The following is a 16,496-nucleotide window of genomic DNA, read 5'->3' as shown; positions in this document are numbered from 1 at the left end:
CTCGCTCCTACTCGCCTAGTTTGTGCGAGAGGGGCTTCGTACCGGAGTCCGAGAAAGCGAGACCGGAGGTGCCGGACGAGACGCCGCTTTTCGAACGAAGGCGAGAACGGTACCGTAGAGTATCCCCGTGCGAGGAACGCTGCTGTCCCCGCTCGCCCAAAAGATTTCATCGCGAGGATAGCTCTTAAGATAGCTGCGCCAGTTGTTCCCACACATGAAACGCCAAATCGTCACACCGTCCGAACTGGCCGACCCCCGCGGGTTCAATCACGGTGTGCTGGTCGAGGGCGGGAAGACGCTCTACCTCGCCGGACAGGACGCGACGGGGGCAGATGGAAACATCGTCGCCTCGGGTGACCTCGTCGGCCAGTTCGAACGGGTGCTCGAAAACCTCGCGACGGTCGTCGAGGAAGCGGGCGGTGCGAGCGAAGATATCGTGAAACTGAACATCTTCGTCGCGGACCGCGAGCGGTATCGCGAGAACCTCGAACCGCTGGGCGAGGTGTTCGGCCGATACTTCGAGGAGTATCCGGCGCTCGCGCTCTTCGAGGTGAGCGGCTTCTTCAAAGAGGAGACGCTGGTCGAGTTGGAAGGGTTCGCCGTCATCGACGAGGAGGGACCGACCGATGCTCGGTGAGTTCACCGTCACCGCCGACCACGGGGCACACCGCGAGACGGTGCGCGAGTTCTGCGAGGAGGAGATACTGCCGCGTATCGAGGAGTACGAGGAGCGCGGAGAGTTCCCCGCGGAACTCGTCCGACGGGTCGGCGAAGCGGGACTGACGGGCGTCCCGTTCTCGACGGACGTAGGTGGAGGTGGACTCGACTATCGCTCGTTCGTGGTCACGGTCGAGGAACTCTCGCGAGCGTGGAAACTCGTCGCGGGTGCCGTCAACATCGCCTGCGGGCTGGTGGGCTATCCGATCGCCGAGTTCGGCACCGACAGACACCGTGAAGAGTGGCTCGCCCCGATCTGTCGGGGCGAGTCCGTTCCGGCGCTGTCGATGACGGAACCCGACGCGGGGAGCGACGCCGCCGCGATGGAAACCACCGCTCGACGCGAAGGAGACGAGTGGGTGATAGACGGTCACAAAGTGTGGACGACGAACGGGGAAGTCGCGGACTTCCTCCTCGTCGTTGCGCGGACGGGCGATGAGAGCCATGCGGGATTGAGTCTCATCGGCATCCCCGATCCCGGCGACCGCGACGGGGTGGAGTTCGTCCGGAACATCCCTTGCATGGAAGGCGACACCGCTATCGAGAGCGAGATTCGATTCGACGACGCCCGGGTTCCCGTCGAGAACCTCGTCGGCGAGGACGGACGCGGGTTCCGCTACGTCATGGAGGGGCTCGATATCGGTCGAATCGGTACCGCCGCCCAAGGCGTCGGCCTCGCACAGGGGTCGCTCGATGCGGCAAAAGCGTTCGCCGACGAGCGAGAGCAGTTCGGCCAGCCCATTCGCGAGTTCCAAGGAATCGGATTCAAACTCGCGGATATGGCCACGCGGACGCAGGCGGCACGGCTCTTGACGATGTACGCCGCCGGAAATCGCGACCGGGGCGAGCGCGTCACGCAGGACGCGGCGATGGCCAAAACCTTCGCCACCGACGCGGCGATGGACATCGCTACGGAGGCGGTGCAAGTACTCGGATCACGCGGCTACTCGCGCGACTACCCCGTCGAGCGGTACATGCGCGAGGCGAAGGGCACGCAGATCTACGACGGGACGAACGAGGTGAACCGGCTCGTGGTGAGCAAGCGACTCTACGAATGACCGAGGAATCGACGCACCGCTATTTCGACGACCTCACCGTCGGCGAGGCGTTCGACCTCGGGTCTGAGACGGTCACCGAAGCGGAGATCACCGCCTTCGCCGAGCGATACGACCCGCAACCGATTCACACCGACCCGGCGGCAGCGGCCGAATCGACGTTCGGCCAACTCGTCGCCAGCGGCTGGCACACGGCGGCGATCAGTATGCGGCGGTTCGTGGAGGGCGTCGTCGACAACGCGGGCATCGCCGTCGTCGCGGGCGTCGAGGTCGAGAACCTCCGGTGGAGGCGCCCTGTCACACCCGGCGACGTTCTCACCGCCCGCGCGGAAATTACCGGTCTCGAAGAGTGGGACGAAAAGCGGGGTATCGTTCGATTCGAACTCGTGGTGCGGTCGGACGAAGGCGAGCCCGTCTTGCAGTTGACCAAGCGGGTGTTAGTCGGGCGGAAGTGATGGACGACGGCCCGCGACCCGACATCAACTTGATTATCCGCGCCCTCTCACCTCGAAGGGATGACCGATTTGACACCGGATCTCTCGGGGCGGGTAGCCGTCGTGACCGGCGGTACGCGTGGAATTGGACGCGCTATCACCGAAGCGTTCGCGGAGACGGGCGCCGACGTAGTGCCGACTTCTCGCACCGAAGATGACGTCGTCGATGCCGCCGAGGCCGTGCGAGAGCGAGGGTGTGCGTCGCTCGTTGCTCCCACCGACGTGAGCGACCGGGAAGCGGTGGAGAAGCTCTTCGCGCAGGTCGAAGACGAGTTCGGCCGCATCGACGTCGTGGTCAATAACGCGGGAATCAATCCCCGAGGCGCACTCGGTCGGCCCGAGACGACGGACGTTGACGAGTTCGACCGGACGGTCGACGTGAATCTCCGAGGTGCGTTCGCCTGCGCTCGGGAGGCGGGTGCGGCGTTACGAGCATCGGGGGGTTCGCTCATCAACGTCGCGAGCGTCGGCGGCGTCGTCGGTATCCCGCGCCAGCACCCGTACGTCGCATCGAAGCACGGACTCGTCGGCCTGACCAAGAGTCTGGCGCTCGATTGGGCGCCGGACGTGCGCGTGAACGCCGTCGCGCCCGGCTACGTAACCACCGAACTGACGGACGGCATCCGTGAAAACGAGGAGCTCTACCGCCGTTTACTCGACCAAACGCCGATGAAGCGGTTCGCCGACCCTGACGAAGTCGCCGCACCAGTCGTGTTCCTCGCCAGCGAGATGGCTTCGTACGTGACCGGAGAGTGCCTGGTTGTAGACGGCGGCTGGCTCGCCGAGTGATTAATCGGTTCGGTGTTTGCTCCGCCGCCAGCGGCGGAGGTGGGCGAATCGGACGGCGGAGGGTACCCTTTTTTCGAGGAGGGCGACAACTGTCGTATCATGGCCGACGTTAACGCCGAGTTCAGCGTTCGAGACGGTGTCGCGCGGGTCGAGATCCAGCGCGAAGCGAAACTGAACGCGATCGATATGGAGACGAAGCTGGCGATCACGGACCGACTTCGCGAGTATCGCGAACGGGACGATGTTCGAGTGGTACTCTTCGAGAGTGCGGGCGATGCCTTCTGCGCCGGCGGGGATTTACAGGAGGTAAAAGAGCGCGAGTACGCTCTCGAACCGTTCACCGAGACGTGGGAGGAGTTGTTCACCGAAATGCGGACGATGCCTCAGCCGACGGTGGCGAAGATCGACGGGCACACGTACGGCGGTGGATTCGATCTCCTGCTACACGCCGACATCCCGATCGCCGCGGACGACGCTCAGATCGGCCAACCGGAGTCGGCGCTCGGTATCGTCAATCACTTCTCGCCGCCGGAACTGTTGGAGCGAGTCGGCCTTCCGACGACGATGGATATCCTCATGACCGGCGAACCGATAACCGGCGCTCGCGCTGACGAAATCGGCCTCGTAGCCAGAAGCGTTCCCGCGGAGAAGTTGGACGCGACGGTCGAATCGGTGCTCGATGCGCTCGGAGCTAAGAGCCCGCGGGTGCTCAAAAAACTCAAGCGGGGTATCTACGCGAGTGCGGATATGTCGCCGACGGCGGCGAAAGGACACCTGGAGGCGATCTCGTTGGAGGCGGCCCGTACCGACCCCGATTACCGGGAGGGCGTCGACGCCCGACTCGAACGACGCGATCCCGATTGGCCGGCGTAGCCACGCAACTCGTGCCCTTTGCGACCCGATGATGGAATTTCCACGGTACAGTATGTTTATTATCCATACTGTGGTATGGGAAGACATGGCTAAAGAAGGCCAGCGGCACGAATTCGGGTCGTACGGAGGCAGATACGTTCCTGACGAGCTAGCGGACGTTCTACAACAGTTAGCTGACGCGTACGACGGCGTGAAAGACGACGAGGACTTTCGGGCCGAACTCCGACGACTGCAGCGAGATTTCGCCGGGCGACCGACACCGTTGTATCGCGCCGATCGACTATCGGCCGAATACGGGGCGACGATCTATCTCAAACGGGAAGATCTGCTCCACGGCGGCGCACACAAACTCAATAACTGCCTCGGGCAAGGGCTCATGGCCAAACACGCCGGGAAGGAGCGTCTCATCGCCGAAACCGGTGCCGGTCAGCACGGGACGGCCACGTCCATCGTCGGCGCACTCCTAGGACTGGAGACGGTGATCTACCAAGGGAAGAAGGATCTCGAGCGCCAGAAGATGAACGCCTTCCGCATGGAACTGATGGGGGCGGAGGTCAACGAAGTGACGCAAGGCGGACAGGGGCTTGCCGACGCCGTCGACGTCGCGCTCGAAGATTTGATCGAGAACGTCGAGAACACGCACTATCTCGTCGGCTCGGTCGTCGGTCCGGATCCGTTCCCGCGGATGGTGCGTGACTTCCAATCCGTCATCGGCAACGAGGCCCGCGAACAAATCCTCGAAAAGGAAGGGCGTCTCCCTGACGCTGCGGTCGCCTGCGTCGGCGGGGGTTCGAACGCGATGGGGCTGTTCCACGCCTTCCGCGACGACGATGTCGAGTTTTTCGGGGCGGAAGGCGGCGGCGAGGGCTCCGATTCGAAACGCCACGCCGCGCCGCTCGCGTCCGGGAAGGAAGACGTCATCCACGGGATGCGAACCCGCGTTCTCGACGACGATGTGGAGGTCCACTCCATCGCTGCGGGACTCGACTACCCCGGCGTCGGGCCCGAACACGCGATGTTCCGCGAAGTCGGCCGCTGCGAGTACCAGGCCGTCGTCGACGACGAGGCGCTCGACGCGTTCCAGGACCTGTGCCGTCTCGAGGGAATCGTGCCGGCCTTGGAGTCGAGTCACGGCGTTGCGCTGGCGAAGAAACTCGCCGCAGAACGCGATTCGGACGACGTCATCATCGTGAACTTGAGCGGCCGGGGTGACAAAGACGTCGACAAGATAGCGAACGAGTACCTCTCGACGAGGTGAACCGTCTCTTAGCGGGAGTTCCGTCTTCCTTCCCTCCTGCTGCGGAGGCCCGGTCGTTCCAAATTGCCGCGTCGATTCGTCGTCGCTATCGACCTTAACGACGATCCGTCAGCGCCAGCGTTCCGCGGTTCGCACTCCCAACGACCTATTTACGTGCACGAGCAAACAGAGTAGGATGACCGTCTTACTCGGTACCTCGAACGGCGTCCGCCGAGCTCGCAATCTCTCAGGGGGACGTGCATGACGGATCGGCGGCTCGCTACCCTCGGGATGATGCTCGGAATCTTCCTCGCCGGCATCGATGGGACGATCGTCAGTACGGCCATGCCGACGGTCGTAGCCTCGCTCGGGGGGCTCGAACTCTACTCCTGGGTGTTCGCCATCTACATGCTGTTCGCTGCCATCACGATGCCGCTGTTCGGCCGACTCGCGGACATTTACGGCCGTAAACGCCTCTTCTACGTCGGCATCGGAGTGTTCGTTATCGGCAGCGTGCTCGCCGGTGTTGCTCAGAGCATGTCCCAGCTTATCGTCTTCCGCGGGCTCCAAGGGATCGGCGCGGGAGCGATGTTCTCCATTCCGTACACCGTTCTCGGCGTGATCTACCCGCCGGATCAGCGCGGGAAGGCGATCGGATACGGGAGCGCAGTCTGGGGGGTGTCGAGCGTGATCGGTCCCTTGCTCGGCTACCTGATCGTCGCGACGCTCTCGTGGCGGTGGGTTTTCTACCTCAGCGTGCCGGTGGGAGTCGCGGCCGTGCTCGTGACGTCCCGGTCGCTCGACGAGACCACGGGCGACGCCGAGCGCCACGTCGACTTCGCCGGTGCCACGACGCTGTCCATCGGCGTGGGTGCTATCCTGATCGCGCTGGAAACGTTCGACTCGGCACTGCCGTTCGCGGCGGGTCTCGTCGCACTCGGCGTCGTGAGTCTCGGGTTGTTCTACATCGTCGAGCAGCGCGCCCACGTGCCGATTATCCCGCTGTCGTTGTTCGGCGACACGACGTTCGTCGTCACGAACGCGGCGGGTTTCCTCACGAGCTTCGCCGTCTTCGCCGCGCTCACCTACGATCCGCTGTTCGTGCAGAGTATCCGGGGCAGCGCCTCGAGCGCCGCGTTGATCGTCTTCCCGATATCCATCGGCTGGTCCGGGACGAGCTTCGTCTCGGGCCGCCTGATCAATCGATACGGCGAGCGCCGCCTCGCGACGATTGGCCCACTCCTCATGGCCGCGAGTTTCGTGATTGCCGTCTTCTGGACCGTCGACACGCCCCTGTGGATGATGATGGTGACGGTGTTCATCACCGGCGTCGGGATGGGGACGCTCACCCCGCCGCTGTTGGTCGCTATTCAAAACCACCTCGGCACCGAACGAATGGGACTCGCAACCTCTACGCAACAGTTTTTCAGAAACCTCGGCGGAACTATCGGCGTCGCGGTGCTCGGCGTCGTCCTCAACACCTCGATGCGCGACCGACTCGCCTCGATCCCTGGCGTTTCGGATCTCGGCGACCTCCAGCGCCTCCTGCTGGGGGGCGGTGATACGCCAGCCGGAATCGCCGCCGTCATGGCTGACGGACTGACCGTCGTTTTCGCGGTGGCCGCGGCCGTGTGTCTCACCGCCGCGGCAGTTGCCGCCTACATTCCCAAGGCGACGCAGGCGACGACGGTCAGTCCGGTCGACGATTAATCGTGCCGGGTCGTTTCGGCGTGCGCTCGTCGGCCGTCCCGTTTCCTCGCCTGCGTGCGGGCGCGATGTCCCCGTCCACGAAGAACGCACGCGAGAGGAGGTGTGGTAGTTCACCGAGGGTAGTTTGCCCGGTGCCGATACGGCCTAAGACACCTTTTCGAGTTCGACGAAAAACCGCTCTTCGCGGTCGGCCAGCGCCATCGCTTCGTCGCCCGCTTGCTCTAAGAGCCGTTCCTGTCGCCGCCCCTCGGCCTCGCTCGCGTCTTTGAGCGTTCCGCTCAACTCGGTCCATTCGTCGGCGATGTCGTGGAGTCGATCCGGAAGTTCCTCCCCCAGTCCGACGTCGGGGGCTACTTGGTCGAGAAAGTCGGCGTACAACCGGCGGAAGGCACCGCCGCCAGTTCCGCGTCGTTCGATGTTTTGGTAGGCGAACCGGGCGCACCAACTCGCGTCCTCCAACGCTGTCCACGTCGGAAGGTCCGCGGCAAACCGTCGAATACCGTCCACGCCCTCCGACTTCCACTGACCGTCGGCCGGTGAGAGCATGTGTTCCGCCGCCCGTCGAATCGCGCGCTTACTCGCCGTCGCGAGATCGTTCTCGACGGTGGGGTCGGCGACGACGAGCCACCGATTGTCGAGCGGGGCGAACCCGTACTCCGAACTCCACGCCCCCCGTAGCCGTGCGGTCGGTAGTCGCTGTACGGAATCGAACTCGCTGTCGGAAAGGAGCACCTCGTCATCGTCGGTTCCGACGCAGAGGAGCACGTGCGGGCCGAAATGCGTGTTCGTCTCGAAGTAATCGAGATAAAAGAGGTCGACGAACAGCACCACCGGAGTCTCGTCAGCGATCCGCGCCCGCACGTCGTTCCACGCGGTTTCCCACGCCTGTCCGCTGACTTCCCGATAGTCGATTCCGAGCGTCTCGAAAAATTCCGTCTCTAGTCGTCCGTTCCGCCCCATGATGACGCGACTCGCCGGACCGCGGTCGTAGTAGCCGAATCCGAGGCCGGAACCGAGTCCGAAACAGAGCGATTCGTTCAATCCCCACCCGTAGTAGGTCGCCAGGTTGCGAAGCGACGCCGACCCACAGTGAGCGCCGGACGCGTGCGAGTACTCGGAGAGATACATATCCAATCGACCGATTTCCCTCCCTAAAGTACTATTGTCTCCGTAGGGTCGTTAGCCGTACGCTTTCCTCGTCTCCACCGGCGAGAGACGCGGCAGCGTGACCGACGCCGGCGACAGGTGAGCTACGTTACGCCGCCGCCGCGTTCTTCGAACTGCTCGTACGCACCCTCGTCGAGGATTTCGCGCAGATGCTCGACCGCTTCCCAGACGTCTTCGAAGCCGACGTAGAGCGGCGACGGACACACGCGAATCACGTTCGGCGGCCGGAAGTCGACGACGACGCCGCGCGCTTTGAGCGCCTCGTTGATGCGATACCCCTCCGGGTGCTCGATGGCCACGTGGCCGCCGCGCCGATCGGGGTCGCGGGGGGTCCCCACCGTACACTCGGGGAGACGTTCGTCGACGAGCGAGATGAGATACTCGGTGAGTTCCACCGACCGTTCGCGCACCGTTTCGATGCCGACCTCGTCGACGATATCCAACACGCCCGCGAGCGGCGCGGCGCTCAGGATGGGAATCGTGCCGATCTGCCACGCCCCCGCCGAGCGCGCGGGCGTGTAGGTCAGTTGCATCTCGAACTGCGTCTCCTTCTCGTGACCCCACCAACCCGCCAGCGCCGGCAGTTCACCGTGATAATCCCGGTGAACGTACAGCCCCGCGATGGCGCCCGGGCCGGCGTTGAGATACTTGTAGTGACACCACACGGCGAAGTCGACGCCGCTCTCGGCCAGCGAGTGAGGGACCGCTCCCACGGAGTGTGCGAGGTCGAAACCCGCAAACGCATCGTGTTCGTGCGCGAGGTCGGTTACGGAATCGATATCTAGTAACTGACCGGAACGGTAGAAGACGGAGGGCATGAAGACGATGCCGACGTCGTCGTGTTCGTCGAGCGCGGCCGCGATATCGTCCTCGCGGAGCGTCCGCCCGTCGTGAGACTCGACGATAACGAGGTGGTCGTCGGGGTCGAGCCCGCGCAGACGGAGTTGCGAACGTATCGCGTAGTGGTCGGTCGGAAAGTCGAGGTCGTTCACGACGATCTTCTGCCCGCGGTTCGACTCCGCACACAAATCGAGGAACGTACCGACGAGCGTGTGGATATTGACGGTCGTGGAGTTCGCCACGACGACCTCGTCCTCGCGCGCCCCGACGAGCGGTGCGAGACGGGTGCCGAGATGTTCGCCGTAGTGGAACCACGGCGGTTCGCCATCGGTCCAGCCTCGAATGCCACGTTCGCGCCACTCGTCGATAACGCGCTGAAGGCTGCGCTCGGCGTCCGTCGAAAGCGGGCCGAGGGAGTTACCATCGAGGTAGAGGTCGTCGGGAAGATAGAACCGATCGCGAAGATTCACGCCGGCCGCATCGTCGAGTCGCTGGGCGCGTTCGCGCCCGAGTTCGTGATCGTCCATAGGACGTGTGACACGCCCATCAGGGTGTATTTTTCGGAGCAAATCACCCGAACAGCCAAGGTGGAGTGACGAAATACACCACGCATGTCAACGAGTGCTGATGAACTCGACGCCGAACTCGCCACCGTCATCGATGAAATCGAAGCGATGGGGATTCCGGAATGGCACGAACTATCGGTCGAGAGTGCGCGGCGCATCGAAGACGAACTGTTCACGACCGGTGGCGGCCCCGAGATGGAGGTCGTCCGCGACTTTGCGTTCGACGGCCCGGGCGGCGAGGTTCCGATTCGAGTGTACTCCCCCAGTACGGACGAACGCCTTCCGACACTCGTCTACTATCACGGTGGCGGGTGGGTACTTGGGACGCTCGACTCGGTCGAGAATATCTGTCGCGAACTCGCGATGCGCGCGGAGTGCATCGTAGTCTCGGTGGACTACCGTCTCGCACCGCGACACACGTTCCCGGCGGCAGTCGACGATGCGTACGCTGCCCTCGAGTGGGTCGCCCGGAATGCCGACGTTCTCGGGAGCGATGGGCGTATCTCCGTCGGCGGTACCAGCGCGGGAGGTAATCTCGCCGCAGTAACGGCCCTCCGGGTTCGGGAACAGAACGGTCCCGACATCACCCGCCAATTGCTTCTGTATCCCATCACCGATTTCGCGTTCGATACCGATTCGTATCAGGCGAACGCAGGCGGACCGCTGTTGACCCGCGCCGATATGGAGTGGTTTTGGAACCGGTACCTTCGGAGTTCTGTCGACGGCTACAACCCCTTCGCGTCTCCGTTGCGGATGAACGATCTGTCGGGGGTTGCACCGGCGACGGTCGTTACCGCGGGGTTCGATCCACTCCGCGACGAGGGGGCCGCCTACGCCGACCGTCTGGCGAACGACGGTGTCGATGTCGAGCACCTCCACTATCCCACGATGGCTCACGGGTTCCTCAGCCTCAGCGACGACGTGACAGTCGCCGACGAAGCGTTGGATGCGGTGGCGCGAAGCATCGAGTAGAAACCGACGACCGTCGGTTTCCCGTCATTCTCCCGCATCGTTATAATCAGAAAAATTTCGATTTCGAGAGAGGAACACAAACATCGTCAATCGAGGGTAGGTGTGGGCGGCATTGTACAAATTCGGAATCTAGCCATCAAATTTGACAGTAGAAACGAACTTCATACTTTAATAGGATTACCGTGCTGGTCAAACCAACGATGACCGAACGTGCTGAATCACTCGACTACGATCGGTTCGATATCAGTCCCGATCACGGATTCCTCCCCGATACCGAACCACTCACTTCGTTCGGGAAAACCACTCGTTCGCATCTGCAGTCTCTCGACGAACTGGGAGAAAACCTTCCTCGCCTCCTCGAGGACGACCGGTTACGAACGGCGGTAGAAGACCTCGAAGCGCCAGCGCCGCGGGTATTCGACGCGTTGACCGAACGCGAACTGATGCGCGTCTACAGCGTCAGCGGATTTCTCGCGAACGCGTACGTCCAAAAGCCAGACGCGCCGACCGCCGAGGCGATTCCTGCAGGGGTGGCCGTCCCGCTCTACGAATCGACGAAGCGCCTCGGCTGCACGCCGGTGCTTTCGTACGACGCGTACGTCCTCCACAACTGGACTCGAATCGACGCTGACGGTGCGATGACGCCACCGAACATCGATTCCATCACGAACTTCTTCGAACCGCGTGACGAGCGATGGTTCATCGCCATCCACGTCGCCATCGAGAGCGCAGCAGGGCCGGCCATCGCGGCAATCGGAGAGGCACAGCAGGGAATCCTTGAAGACGCCCCGAAGAGGGTTAAGCGGGCCCTTCGGACGATAGACGACGCACTACGCGATATCACAGATACCCTCGACAGGATGCCGGAGCGCAACGATCCTGAGCGATACGGACGAGGGTTTCGACCGTATTTGAAATCGCTCACGAGCGTCGAGTACGAGGGTGTCGCCGAACTCGACGGCCCTCGATCGTACCGAGGCGCTTCGGGCGCACAATCGAGTCTCTTTCAAGCGTTCGACGCCGCTTTGGGAATCGATCACGGTGATAACCCACTCGTGTCCCATCTCAACGTCCTACGGGGTGATATGCCCCCCGGTCACCGAGCGTTCATCGAGGCGGTCGAAGACGGTCCAAACGTCCGTGACTACGCCGAAAATGGCGACGAAAGCCTCCGCAAAACGTACAACGACTGTATCGATCGGATGGTTACCTTCCGCGATCACCATATCGAAATCGTCGAGACCTACTTGACGAAGCCACTCGACGAACAGAAAGGAACGGGTGGAACGCCGTACGGGCGATATCTCGGGTCGTTCACCGACGATACGCAAAACTCCAAGCTATCGTCCCCGTCGGGGTGAGAATTTCAACCCATCACCTACCGAACTGAGACGTTTCTGCAAGTAGGGCTCGTATTGACCTCCCGAGAATCGTCCGTTATCTACGATCGCCGATTTCAAAACGGAAACTGATCCGAGTACTGCGGCCGCCCGCCCGACCCGAACCGAACCGAACGAGAACCGTTGGCTCGACCTGACGCGCGATGACGCGGGTTCCGGCTATCGTAGCGGAATACGACATCTCTATCAGATCACTGACTGATGTGCGGGGTATGCACCGCCGAGCCCTCCTCTACACCCTCGGAAGCGTATCGATCGCTGGCTGTGCCGATCGATCGAAATCGCCCGACCGCAGTCGGCCACCCACCGGGACGGGAGGTACTGAGACACCAACGACCACGACGAACGCACGGGCGACGACCACTGTTCATTTTGACACCACATAAAATATCTTATATTAACATATTTATTACTAATTTAGGCTGTCTAATCGACGACCTCGAAAAATCGTTTCGGTTGGAGAGGAGCTCATCCTCGCATTCTTCGCCCCACCGCAGAGTAATCAGGAAGTGTCAGCGTCATCGCCGACGTCATCCGGTCGGGTGACCGAGTTTGGCGTAGAGCTCGTCGGACCGAGCGGACGACCGTCGCGCCGACCGCCGGTGGATTACGGTAGTACCGGCTATCGCGTAGTCGAGCCACCGAGCTGCCAAGACATTTAACCAACAGGTTAAATATGTGGGGAGCGTACGTTTAACCGGATGGTTGAACGACTGCCAGGCGACCCGGATCTCGACGCGATCTTCAAAGCCCTCGCTCACCCGACGCGCCGAGCGCTCATCGAACAGATGGCCGCCGAGCCGAAGAGCGTCAGCGAGTTAGCCGAGCCGCACGACGTCTCGCTAGCAGCAATCTCTAAGCACCTGCGTGTGCTGGAAGAGGCGGGCCTGATCGAGGTCGAAGAGGACGGGCGAGTTCGTCGCTGCTACTTGGACGCAGCACCGCTGAGCGCGGCGTTCGGCTGGTTGACCCGGTACCGCGTCCTCTGGGAAGATCGATTGGATTCGCTGGCCAACCATCTGGAGATCGAAGACCAATGATAGCAGACAAAACCGCGCCCGAAACGAGCGAGACGACGCTGACAGCTAACCCGGGCGAACAGGCAATTACCATCGCACGCACTTTCGATGCACCGCGCGAGCGCGTGTTCGAGGAGACGGGTGACAGAACGCGTCTAGCGATCCGGGACGTCTTCCAGAGCGTTGAAGACCGCGACGCGATGTTCGAGGAGGGCGCAGGCGAGACGTGGGAGCGGTTCGCGGATCTGGTCGCGAAACCGAATGGAGGGGATGAGCAATGACTGACGATGCGACGACGAACGAGAACCGAAGCGTGACCGTAAGCCGCGCGATCGAGGCACCACCCGACGAGGTCTACGACGCGTTCCTCGATCCCGAGGAACTCGCCCGATGGTTACCTCCGAGCGGTTTCAGCGCCGAAGTCCACGAGCTGGAGCCGGAAGAGGGTGGCCGGTTCCGCATCTCGTTCACGGCCGACACCGAGGAGTTAGAACCTTACTCGCACTCGTTCCACGGAAGGTACTTGGAGCTGGTGCCGGGCGAGCGGATCGTCCACACCGACGAGTTCGAGACCGACGAGCCGGGAATGGCCGGCGAGATGACGACCACGATCACCTTCGAGCCGGTCGCCAACGGAACCGAGGTCACCGTTCACCAGGAAGGTATCCCCGAGGATATCCCCGTTGACGATGCCACGGCGGGGTGGACCGACTCCCTCGAAAACCTCGCCCGCCTGGTGGAGGAAGCGTGACCGAGAGCGAGGCAACCAGCGGCGGCCTGACCGTCCAACGAACGCTCGACACGCCGGACGAGCGCATCCATGGAGTGCGGAAAGATTCCCGGCGTGGGCGGGCGACCGCGGTGATCGGTACGAAAGCGACCGAGCCAGAGACTGCAAGAAAGGAGTCCAGATGACGACAAATATCGAACCCCGAGTGCGGAAAGATGCGGACGAATCACGACCCCGGAGACCGCTCGTAAGCTACGCCCTGTGGATCATCCAGGGGCTGCTCGCGCTCCTCTTTCTGTATACTGGCGGAATGAAGCTGCTCTTACCGCTCGAGATGTTGACAGCGCAGACGCCAGTACCGCTATCGGGCCGCTTCGTGCGCGTCCTGGGCGCGGCCGAAGTACTCGGGGCACTGGGTCTGCTCCTCCCCGGACTGTTGCACGTTCGAGTGGGCCTGACACCGCTGGCCGCCGCCGGACTGGTGATCATCATGAGCGGTGCGACGGTGCTCACGCTGGTCGGCGGTGGTGGCACGCTGGCGTTGATTCCGCTGGCGATAGGGCTCCTCGCGGCGTTCGTCGCTTACGGCCGTTGGTCCCTCCGACCGCTAAGCGACTGAAACTGCAACGAGAACCTGCGAAGCTCCGCATTTTTCGACCCTCGACGTTGACGACCTGCGACGAGAACTTCTCGCATAGCGGGTAATATATAAGTACCGAGGTGTTGTACTTCGCTTACGGAATCGAGAACATCCCACGGAGATGAGAGTGGCGGATCGATCGAGCCTACCTATGCGAAAATGGAGACCCTTTTCATCGCTAACTCGTCGCACCACCAGCCCGAACGATAGCAGCACGCTGCATAGGCAAGCCGAAAGGATTTGCGTACTGTTTGGTTAGTTTACACATGGTCGCCCTCGAACAAGTGCTGATTCTCGTGATCGCGGGCGGTGCGAGTTTCATTATGGCGTGGACCATCGGCGCCGGTTCGTCGGGATCTACCCCGTTTGCTCCGGCAGTCGGCGCTCACGTGATCTCGATAATGCGGGCCGGCTTTTTCGTTGGTATTCTCGGATTCGCCGGTGCGGTGCTCCAAGGTGCGAACGTCGCGGAAGCGGTTGGTACCGGCCTCGTCGGCGGTGTCGTTCTCACCGCACCGGCGGCAATGGTTCTCTTATTGCTCGCTGCCGGCCTCGTCATAATCGGGATATTCACCGGCTATCCGATTGCAACGGCGTTTACGGCGACGGGAGCCGTGATCGGCGTCGGACTCGGTCTCGGGGGGACTCCCGTCTGGCCTGCTTACATCGAGATCGCTACGTTGTGGATGCTCACTCCCTTCGTCGGTGGGGGCGTTGCGTATCTCACGGCGCGAATACTGAGAAACGATAGCGTATCTGACCGCCAGAGCATTCCAGTCCTCGGCGGGATCGTTGGACTCATCCTCGCGAATATTCCCTTTACGCTTCTTCGTCCTGCGTCTGGCGGTGCATCGATTGCCGCTGTCCTCGCAGCGGAATTTCCGGTGCCCTCTCTTGCCGGGGTGGTACTGATTTCGCTGCTCTTCGCGCTCCTTCTCGCACTCCTTCTTCGACGGGATCTCGAGTCTAACGCCGAAAAGGCTCAACACCGCTTTTTATTGGGACTCGGTGGACTGGTTGCCTTCTCCGCAGGGGGGAGTCAAGTCGGTCTCGCCGTCGGACCACTGCTCGCGGCGTTTCACGGCACTTCGATCTCGGTCGCGGTGCCGTTGATAGCATTGCTTCTCTTCGGCGGAGTTGGTCTCTTGGCGGGTTCGTGGATGGGTGCGCCTCGAATGATAAAGGCGATCGCACAGGATTACTCCTCGCTCGGGCCCCGCCGGTCGATTGCCGCTCTAATTCCATCGTTTGCGATCGCCCAAACGGCGGTCCTGTTCGGTATTCCGGTATCTTTCAACGAGATCATCGTCAGTGCCGTAGTCGGCAGCGGCTTCTCAGCGGGAAGTGCGAGCATAAGCAAACGGAAAATGCTCTATACCGCGATGGCGTGGGTGGGGTCGCTCGCGCTCGCGATAGGCGCCGGATACGGTACGATGCAGATGCTCCAAATCGTATTTTGACACGCCGGGAGGCCCTTCTGATTGCTACGTTCGGCGGCGATACCTCTCCACCGACGTTTATTGATTCGCTTGATGAACTCTCCGGGGATGACGAGTACGGACCAAACGCGCAATTCGGGCGGTGAGTCGGTGGTCTGTCCGGTCTGCCACCAGCAAAAACCCGGATCTCAAATGGTGGCCGCCGAGTTCGTCCACGCGCCCCTGAGATCGCTCGTTCGAAAGGACCATCCGGGGTGGGACGAGACGGGCGTTATTTGTACCGAAGACTTACACCGGTACCGACTCGAGCACATTCGCAACCTACTCGCCGAAGACAGCGCGGACAGCCTCTCGAGTGAAGAAGAGAACGTCCTGGGATCGCTGGAGACGAACGAGATCATCGCCCACGATACTGAAGAGGAGTATCAAGATCGACTCACGCTAGGCGATCGGCTTTCGGACCGACTATCGGAGTTCGCGGGGAGTTGGAGATTCATCATTCTGTTCGTGGCGTTCATGGCTGGCTGGATGGTACTCAATACGGTCGTGCTGGTTAGTCGGGCGTTCGACCCGTATCCGTTCATTTTGCTCAATCTCGTACTTTCGACGCTCGCTGCGCTTCAAGCGCCGGTCATCATGATGAGTCAGAATCGCCAAGAAGATCGAGACCGCGTGCGCGCCGAGAACGATTACGAGGTGAACCTCAAGTCGGAACTGGAAGTGAAACGAATCAACGACAAACTCGACCACCTCCTCACGCAACAGTGGCAACGACTACTGGAGATCCAGGAGACGCAGGCGGAACTCATAGACGAGCTATCAAGCGATAACGAGACGGGGTGAGTCAC

The 16,496-nt window shown here is 62.0% G+C and carries 18 protein-coding genes; 16 read left to right on the top strand and 2 right to left on the bottom strand.

Translation table 11 applies throughout. The features are described 5' to 3' along the window. The first annotated feature begins 214 nt into the window (after positions 1 to 214). The 7 genes from LIX00_RS20170 (at position 215) to LIX00_RS20140 (ending at position 6,875) form a co-directional block, all read left to right on the top strand. Positions 215 to 637 (top strand): RidA family protein, encoded by a 423-nt coding sequence (locus LIX00_RS20170; RefSeq protein WP_227356351.1) that lies wholly within the window; start codon positions 215 to 217, stop codon positions 635 to 637. Next, on the top strand, positions 627 to 1,775 hold the full coding sequence (locus LIX00_RS20165) for an acyl-CoA dehydrogenase family protein (protein ID WP_227356350.1): 1,149 nt from the start codon (positions 627 to 629) through the stop codon (positions 1,773 to 1,775). The genes LIX00_RS20170 and LIX00_RS20165 overlap by 11 nt, the downstream gene beginning before the upstream one ends. After that, entirely contained in the window at positions 1,772 to 2,227 is a 456-nt protein-coding gene (locus LIX00_RS20160) for a MaoC/PaaZ C-terminal domain-containing protein (RefSeq protein ID WP_227356349.1), read from the top strand. Before LIX00_RS20165 ends, LIX00_RS20160 begins: the two co-directional genes overlap by 4 nt. Before the next feature lie 60 nt (positions 2,228 to 2,287). After that, the gene (locus LIX00_RS20155) at positions 2,288 to 3,055 is read left to right on the top strand and encodes an SDR family NAD(P)-dependent oxidoreductase (RefSeq protein WP_227356348.1); all 768 of its coding nucleotides are present in this window, start codon (positions 2,288 to 2,290) and stop codon (positions 3,053 to 3,055) included. A gap of 99 nt (positions 3,056 to 3,154) precedes the next feature. Beyond that, positions 3,155 to 3,928, top strand: a complete 774-nt coding sequence (locus LIX00_RS20150; protein ID WP_227356347.1) for an enoyl-CoA hydratase/isomerase family protein — start codon at positions 3,155 to 3,157, stop codon at positions 3,926 to 3,928. An 85-nt stretch (positions 3,929 to 4,013) separates the two neighbouring features. Further along, positions 4,014 to 5,186 (top strand): tryptophan synthase subunit beta, encoded by a 1,173-nt coding sequence (gene trpB / locus LIX00_RS20145; RefSeq protein WP_227356346.1) that lies wholly within the window; start codon positions 4,014 to 4,016, stop codon positions 5,184 to 5,186. Positions 5,187 to 5,426: 240 nt separating this feature from the next. Beyond that, positions 5,427 to 6,875 (top strand): MDR family MFS transporter, encoded by a 1,449-nt coding sequence (locus LIX00_RS20140; RefSeq protein WP_227356345.1) that lies wholly within the window; start codon positions 5,427 to 5,429, stop codon positions 6,873 to 6,875. 144 nt (positions 6,876 to 7,019) lie between these two features. On the opposite strand, the gene LIX00_RS20135 is transcribed toward LIX00_RS20140, so the two are convergent. Continuing rightward, positions 7,020 to 8,003: a BtrH N-terminal domain-containing protein gene (locus LIX00_RS20135; protein ID WP_227356344.1), complete on the bottom strand. Its 984-nt coding sequence runs from the start codon at positions 8,001 to 8,003 to the stop codon at positions 7,020 to 7,022. Positions 8,004 to 8,125: 122 nt separating this feature from the next. Then, positions 8,126 to 9,409, bottom strand: coding sequence for a kynureninase (kynU, locus tag LIX00_RS20130; RefSeq protein WP_227356343.1), 1,284 nt, complete (start codon positions 9,407 to 9,409; stop codon positions 8,126 to 8,128). Between the two features lie 84 nt (positions 9,410 to 9,493). Here kynU and lipP1 point away from each other — a divergent pair, with 84 nt between their 5' ends. The 9 genes from lipP1 (at position 9,494) to LIX00_RS20085 (ending at position 16,491) form a co-directional block, all read left to right on the top strand. Beyond that, positions 9,494 to 10,420, top strand: coding sequence for a LipP1 family hormone-sensitive lipase (lipP1, locus tag LIX00_RS20125; RefSeq protein ID WP_227356342.1), 927 nt, complete (start codon positions 9,494 to 9,496; stop codon positions 10,418 to 10,420). Positions 10,421 to 10,620: 200 nt separating this feature from the next. Beyond that, positions 10,621 to 11,781, top strand: coding sequence for a PrnB family protein (locus LIX00_RS20120; RefSeq protein ID WP_227356341.1), 1,161 nt, complete (start codon positions 10,621 to 10,623; stop codon positions 11,779 to 11,781). A gap of 740 nt (positions 11,782 to 12,521) precedes the next feature. Continuing rightward, positions 12,522 to 12,860 (top strand): ArsR/SmtB family transcription factor, encoded by a 339-nt coding sequence (locus tag LIX00_RS20115; RefSeq protein WP_227356340.1) that lies wholly within the window; start codon positions 12,522 to 12,524, stop codon positions 12,858 to 12,860. After that, on the top strand, positions 12,857 to 13,120 hold the full coding sequence (locus tag LIX00_RS20110; RefSeq protein ID WP_227356339.1) for an SRPBCC family protein: 264 nt from the start codon (positions 12,857 to 12,859) through the stop codon (positions 13,118 to 13,120). The genes LIX00_RS20115 and LIX00_RS20110 overlap by 4 nt, the downstream gene beginning before the upstream one ends. Further along, positions 13,117 to 13,590, top strand: a complete 474-nt coding sequence (locus LIX00_RS20105; RefSeq protein ID WP_227356338.1) for an SRPBCC family protein — start codon at positions 13,117 to 13,119, stop codon at positions 13,588 to 13,590. The genes LIX00_RS20110 and LIX00_RS20105 overlap by 4 nt, the downstream gene beginning before the upstream one ends. Continuing rightward, positions 13,587 to 13,754, top strand: a complete 168-nt coding sequence (locus LIX00_RS20100; protein WP_227356337.1) for a hypothetical protein — start codon at positions 13,587 to 13,589, stop codon at positions 13,752 to 13,754. The genes LIX00_RS20105 and LIX00_RS20100 overlap by 4 nt, the downstream gene beginning before the upstream one ends. Continuing rightward, on the top strand, positions 13,751 to 14,188 hold the full coding sequence (locus tag LIX00_RS20095; RefSeq protein WP_227356336.1) for a DoxX family protein: 438 nt from the start codon (positions 13,751 to 13,753) through the stop codon (positions 14,186 to 14,188). The genes LIX00_RS20100 and LIX00_RS20095 overlap by 4 nt, the downstream gene beginning before the upstream one ends. 287 nt (positions 14,189 to 14,475) lie before the next feature. Beyond that, positions 14,476 to 15,669, top strand: a complete 1,194-nt coding sequence (locus LIX00_RS20090; protein ID WP_227356335.1) for an inorganic phosphate transporter — start codon at positions 14,476 to 14,478, stop codon at positions 15,667 to 15,669. Positions 15,670 to 15,756: 87 nt separating this feature from the next. Continuing rightward, a complete protein-coding gene (locus LIX00_RS20085) occupies positions 15,757 to 16,491 on the top strand; it encodes a DUF1003 domain-containing protein (RefSeq protein ID WP_227356334.1) in 735 nt (244 codons plus the stop codon). The last annotated feature ends 5 nt before the right edge of the window (positions 16,492 to 16,496 follow it).

The sequence above is a fragment of the Haladaptatus salinisoli genome, from assembly GCF_020614375.1.
Taxonomy (GTDB): Archaea; Halobacteriota; Halobacteria; order Halobacteriales; family Haladaptataceae; genus Haladaptatus; species Haladaptatus salinisoli.
The sequence above is the reverse complement of the archived record's forward strand: the minus strand, read 5'-3'. Positions and strand labels throughout refer to the sequence as shown.

Bases quoted from the DNA above. Each gene is read 5' to 3' on its own strand.
- LIX00_RS20140 (WP_227356345.1), top strand. From the start codon at position 5,427: ATGACGGATCGGCGGCTCGCTACCCTCGGGATGATGCTCGGAATCTTC.
- LIX00_RS20105 (WP_227356338.1), top strand. From the start codon at position 13,117: ATGACTGACGATGCGACGACGAACGAGAACCGAAGCGTGACCGTAAGC.
- kynU (WP_227356343.1), bottom strand. From the start codon at position 9,409: ATGGACGATCACGAACTCGGGCGCGAACGCGCCCAGCGACTCGACGAT.
- LIX00_RS20085 (WP_227356334.1), top strand. From the start codon at position 15,757: ATGACGAGTACGGACCAAACGCGCAATTCGGGCGGTGAGTCGGTGGTC.
- LIX00_RS20115 (WP_227356340.1), top strand. From the start codon at position 12,522: ATGGTTGAACGACTGCCAGGCGACCCGGATCTCGACGCGATCTTCAAA.
- LIX00_RS20160 (WP_227356349.1), top strand. From the start codon at position 1,772: ATGACCGAGGAATCGACGCACCGCTATTTCGACGACCTCACCGTCGGC.
- LIX00_RS20090 (WP_227356335.1), top strand. From the start codon at position 14,476: ATGGTCGCCCTCGAACAAGTGCTGATTCTCGTGATCGCGGGCGGTGCG.
- LIX00_RS20165 (WP_227356350.1), top strand. From the start codon at position 627: ATGCTCGGTGAGTTCACCGTCACCGCCGACCACGGGGCACACCGCGAG.
- trpB (WP_227356346.1), top strand. From the start codon at position 4,014: ATGGCTAAAGAAGGCCAGCGGCACGAATTCGGGTCGTACGGAGGCAGA.
- lipP1 (WP_227356342.1), top strand. From the start codon at position 9,494: ATGTCAACGAGTGCTGATGAACTCGACGCCGAACTCGCCACCGTCATC.
- LIX00_RS20120 (WP_227356341.1), top strand. From the start codon at position 10,621: ATGACCGAACGTGCTGAATCACTCGACTACGATCGGTTCGATATCAGT.
- LIX00_RS20150 (WP_227356347.1), top strand. From the start codon at position 3,155: ATGGCCGACGTTAACGCCGAGTTCAGCGTTCGAGACGGTGTCGCGCGG.
- LIX00_RS20170 (WP_227356351.1), top strand. From the start codon at position 215: ATGAAACGCCAAATCGTCACACCGTCCGAACTGGCCGACCCCCGCGGG.
- LIX00_RS20110 (WP_227356339.1), top strand. From the start codon at position 12,857: ATGATAGCAGACAAAACCGCGCCCGAAACGAGCGAGACGACGCTGACA.
- LIX00_RS20095 (WP_227356336.1), top strand. From the start codon at position 13,751: ATGACGACAAATATCGAACCCCGAGTGCGGAAAGATGCGGACGAATCA.
- LIX00_RS20155 (WP_227356348.1), top strand. From the start codon at position 2,288: ATGACCGATTTGACACCGGATCTCTCGGGGCGGGTAGCCGTCGTGACC.
- LIX00_RS20135 (WP_227356344.1), bottom strand. From the start codon at position 8,003: ATGTATCTCTCCGAGTACTCGCACGCGTCCGGCGCTCACTGTGGGTCG.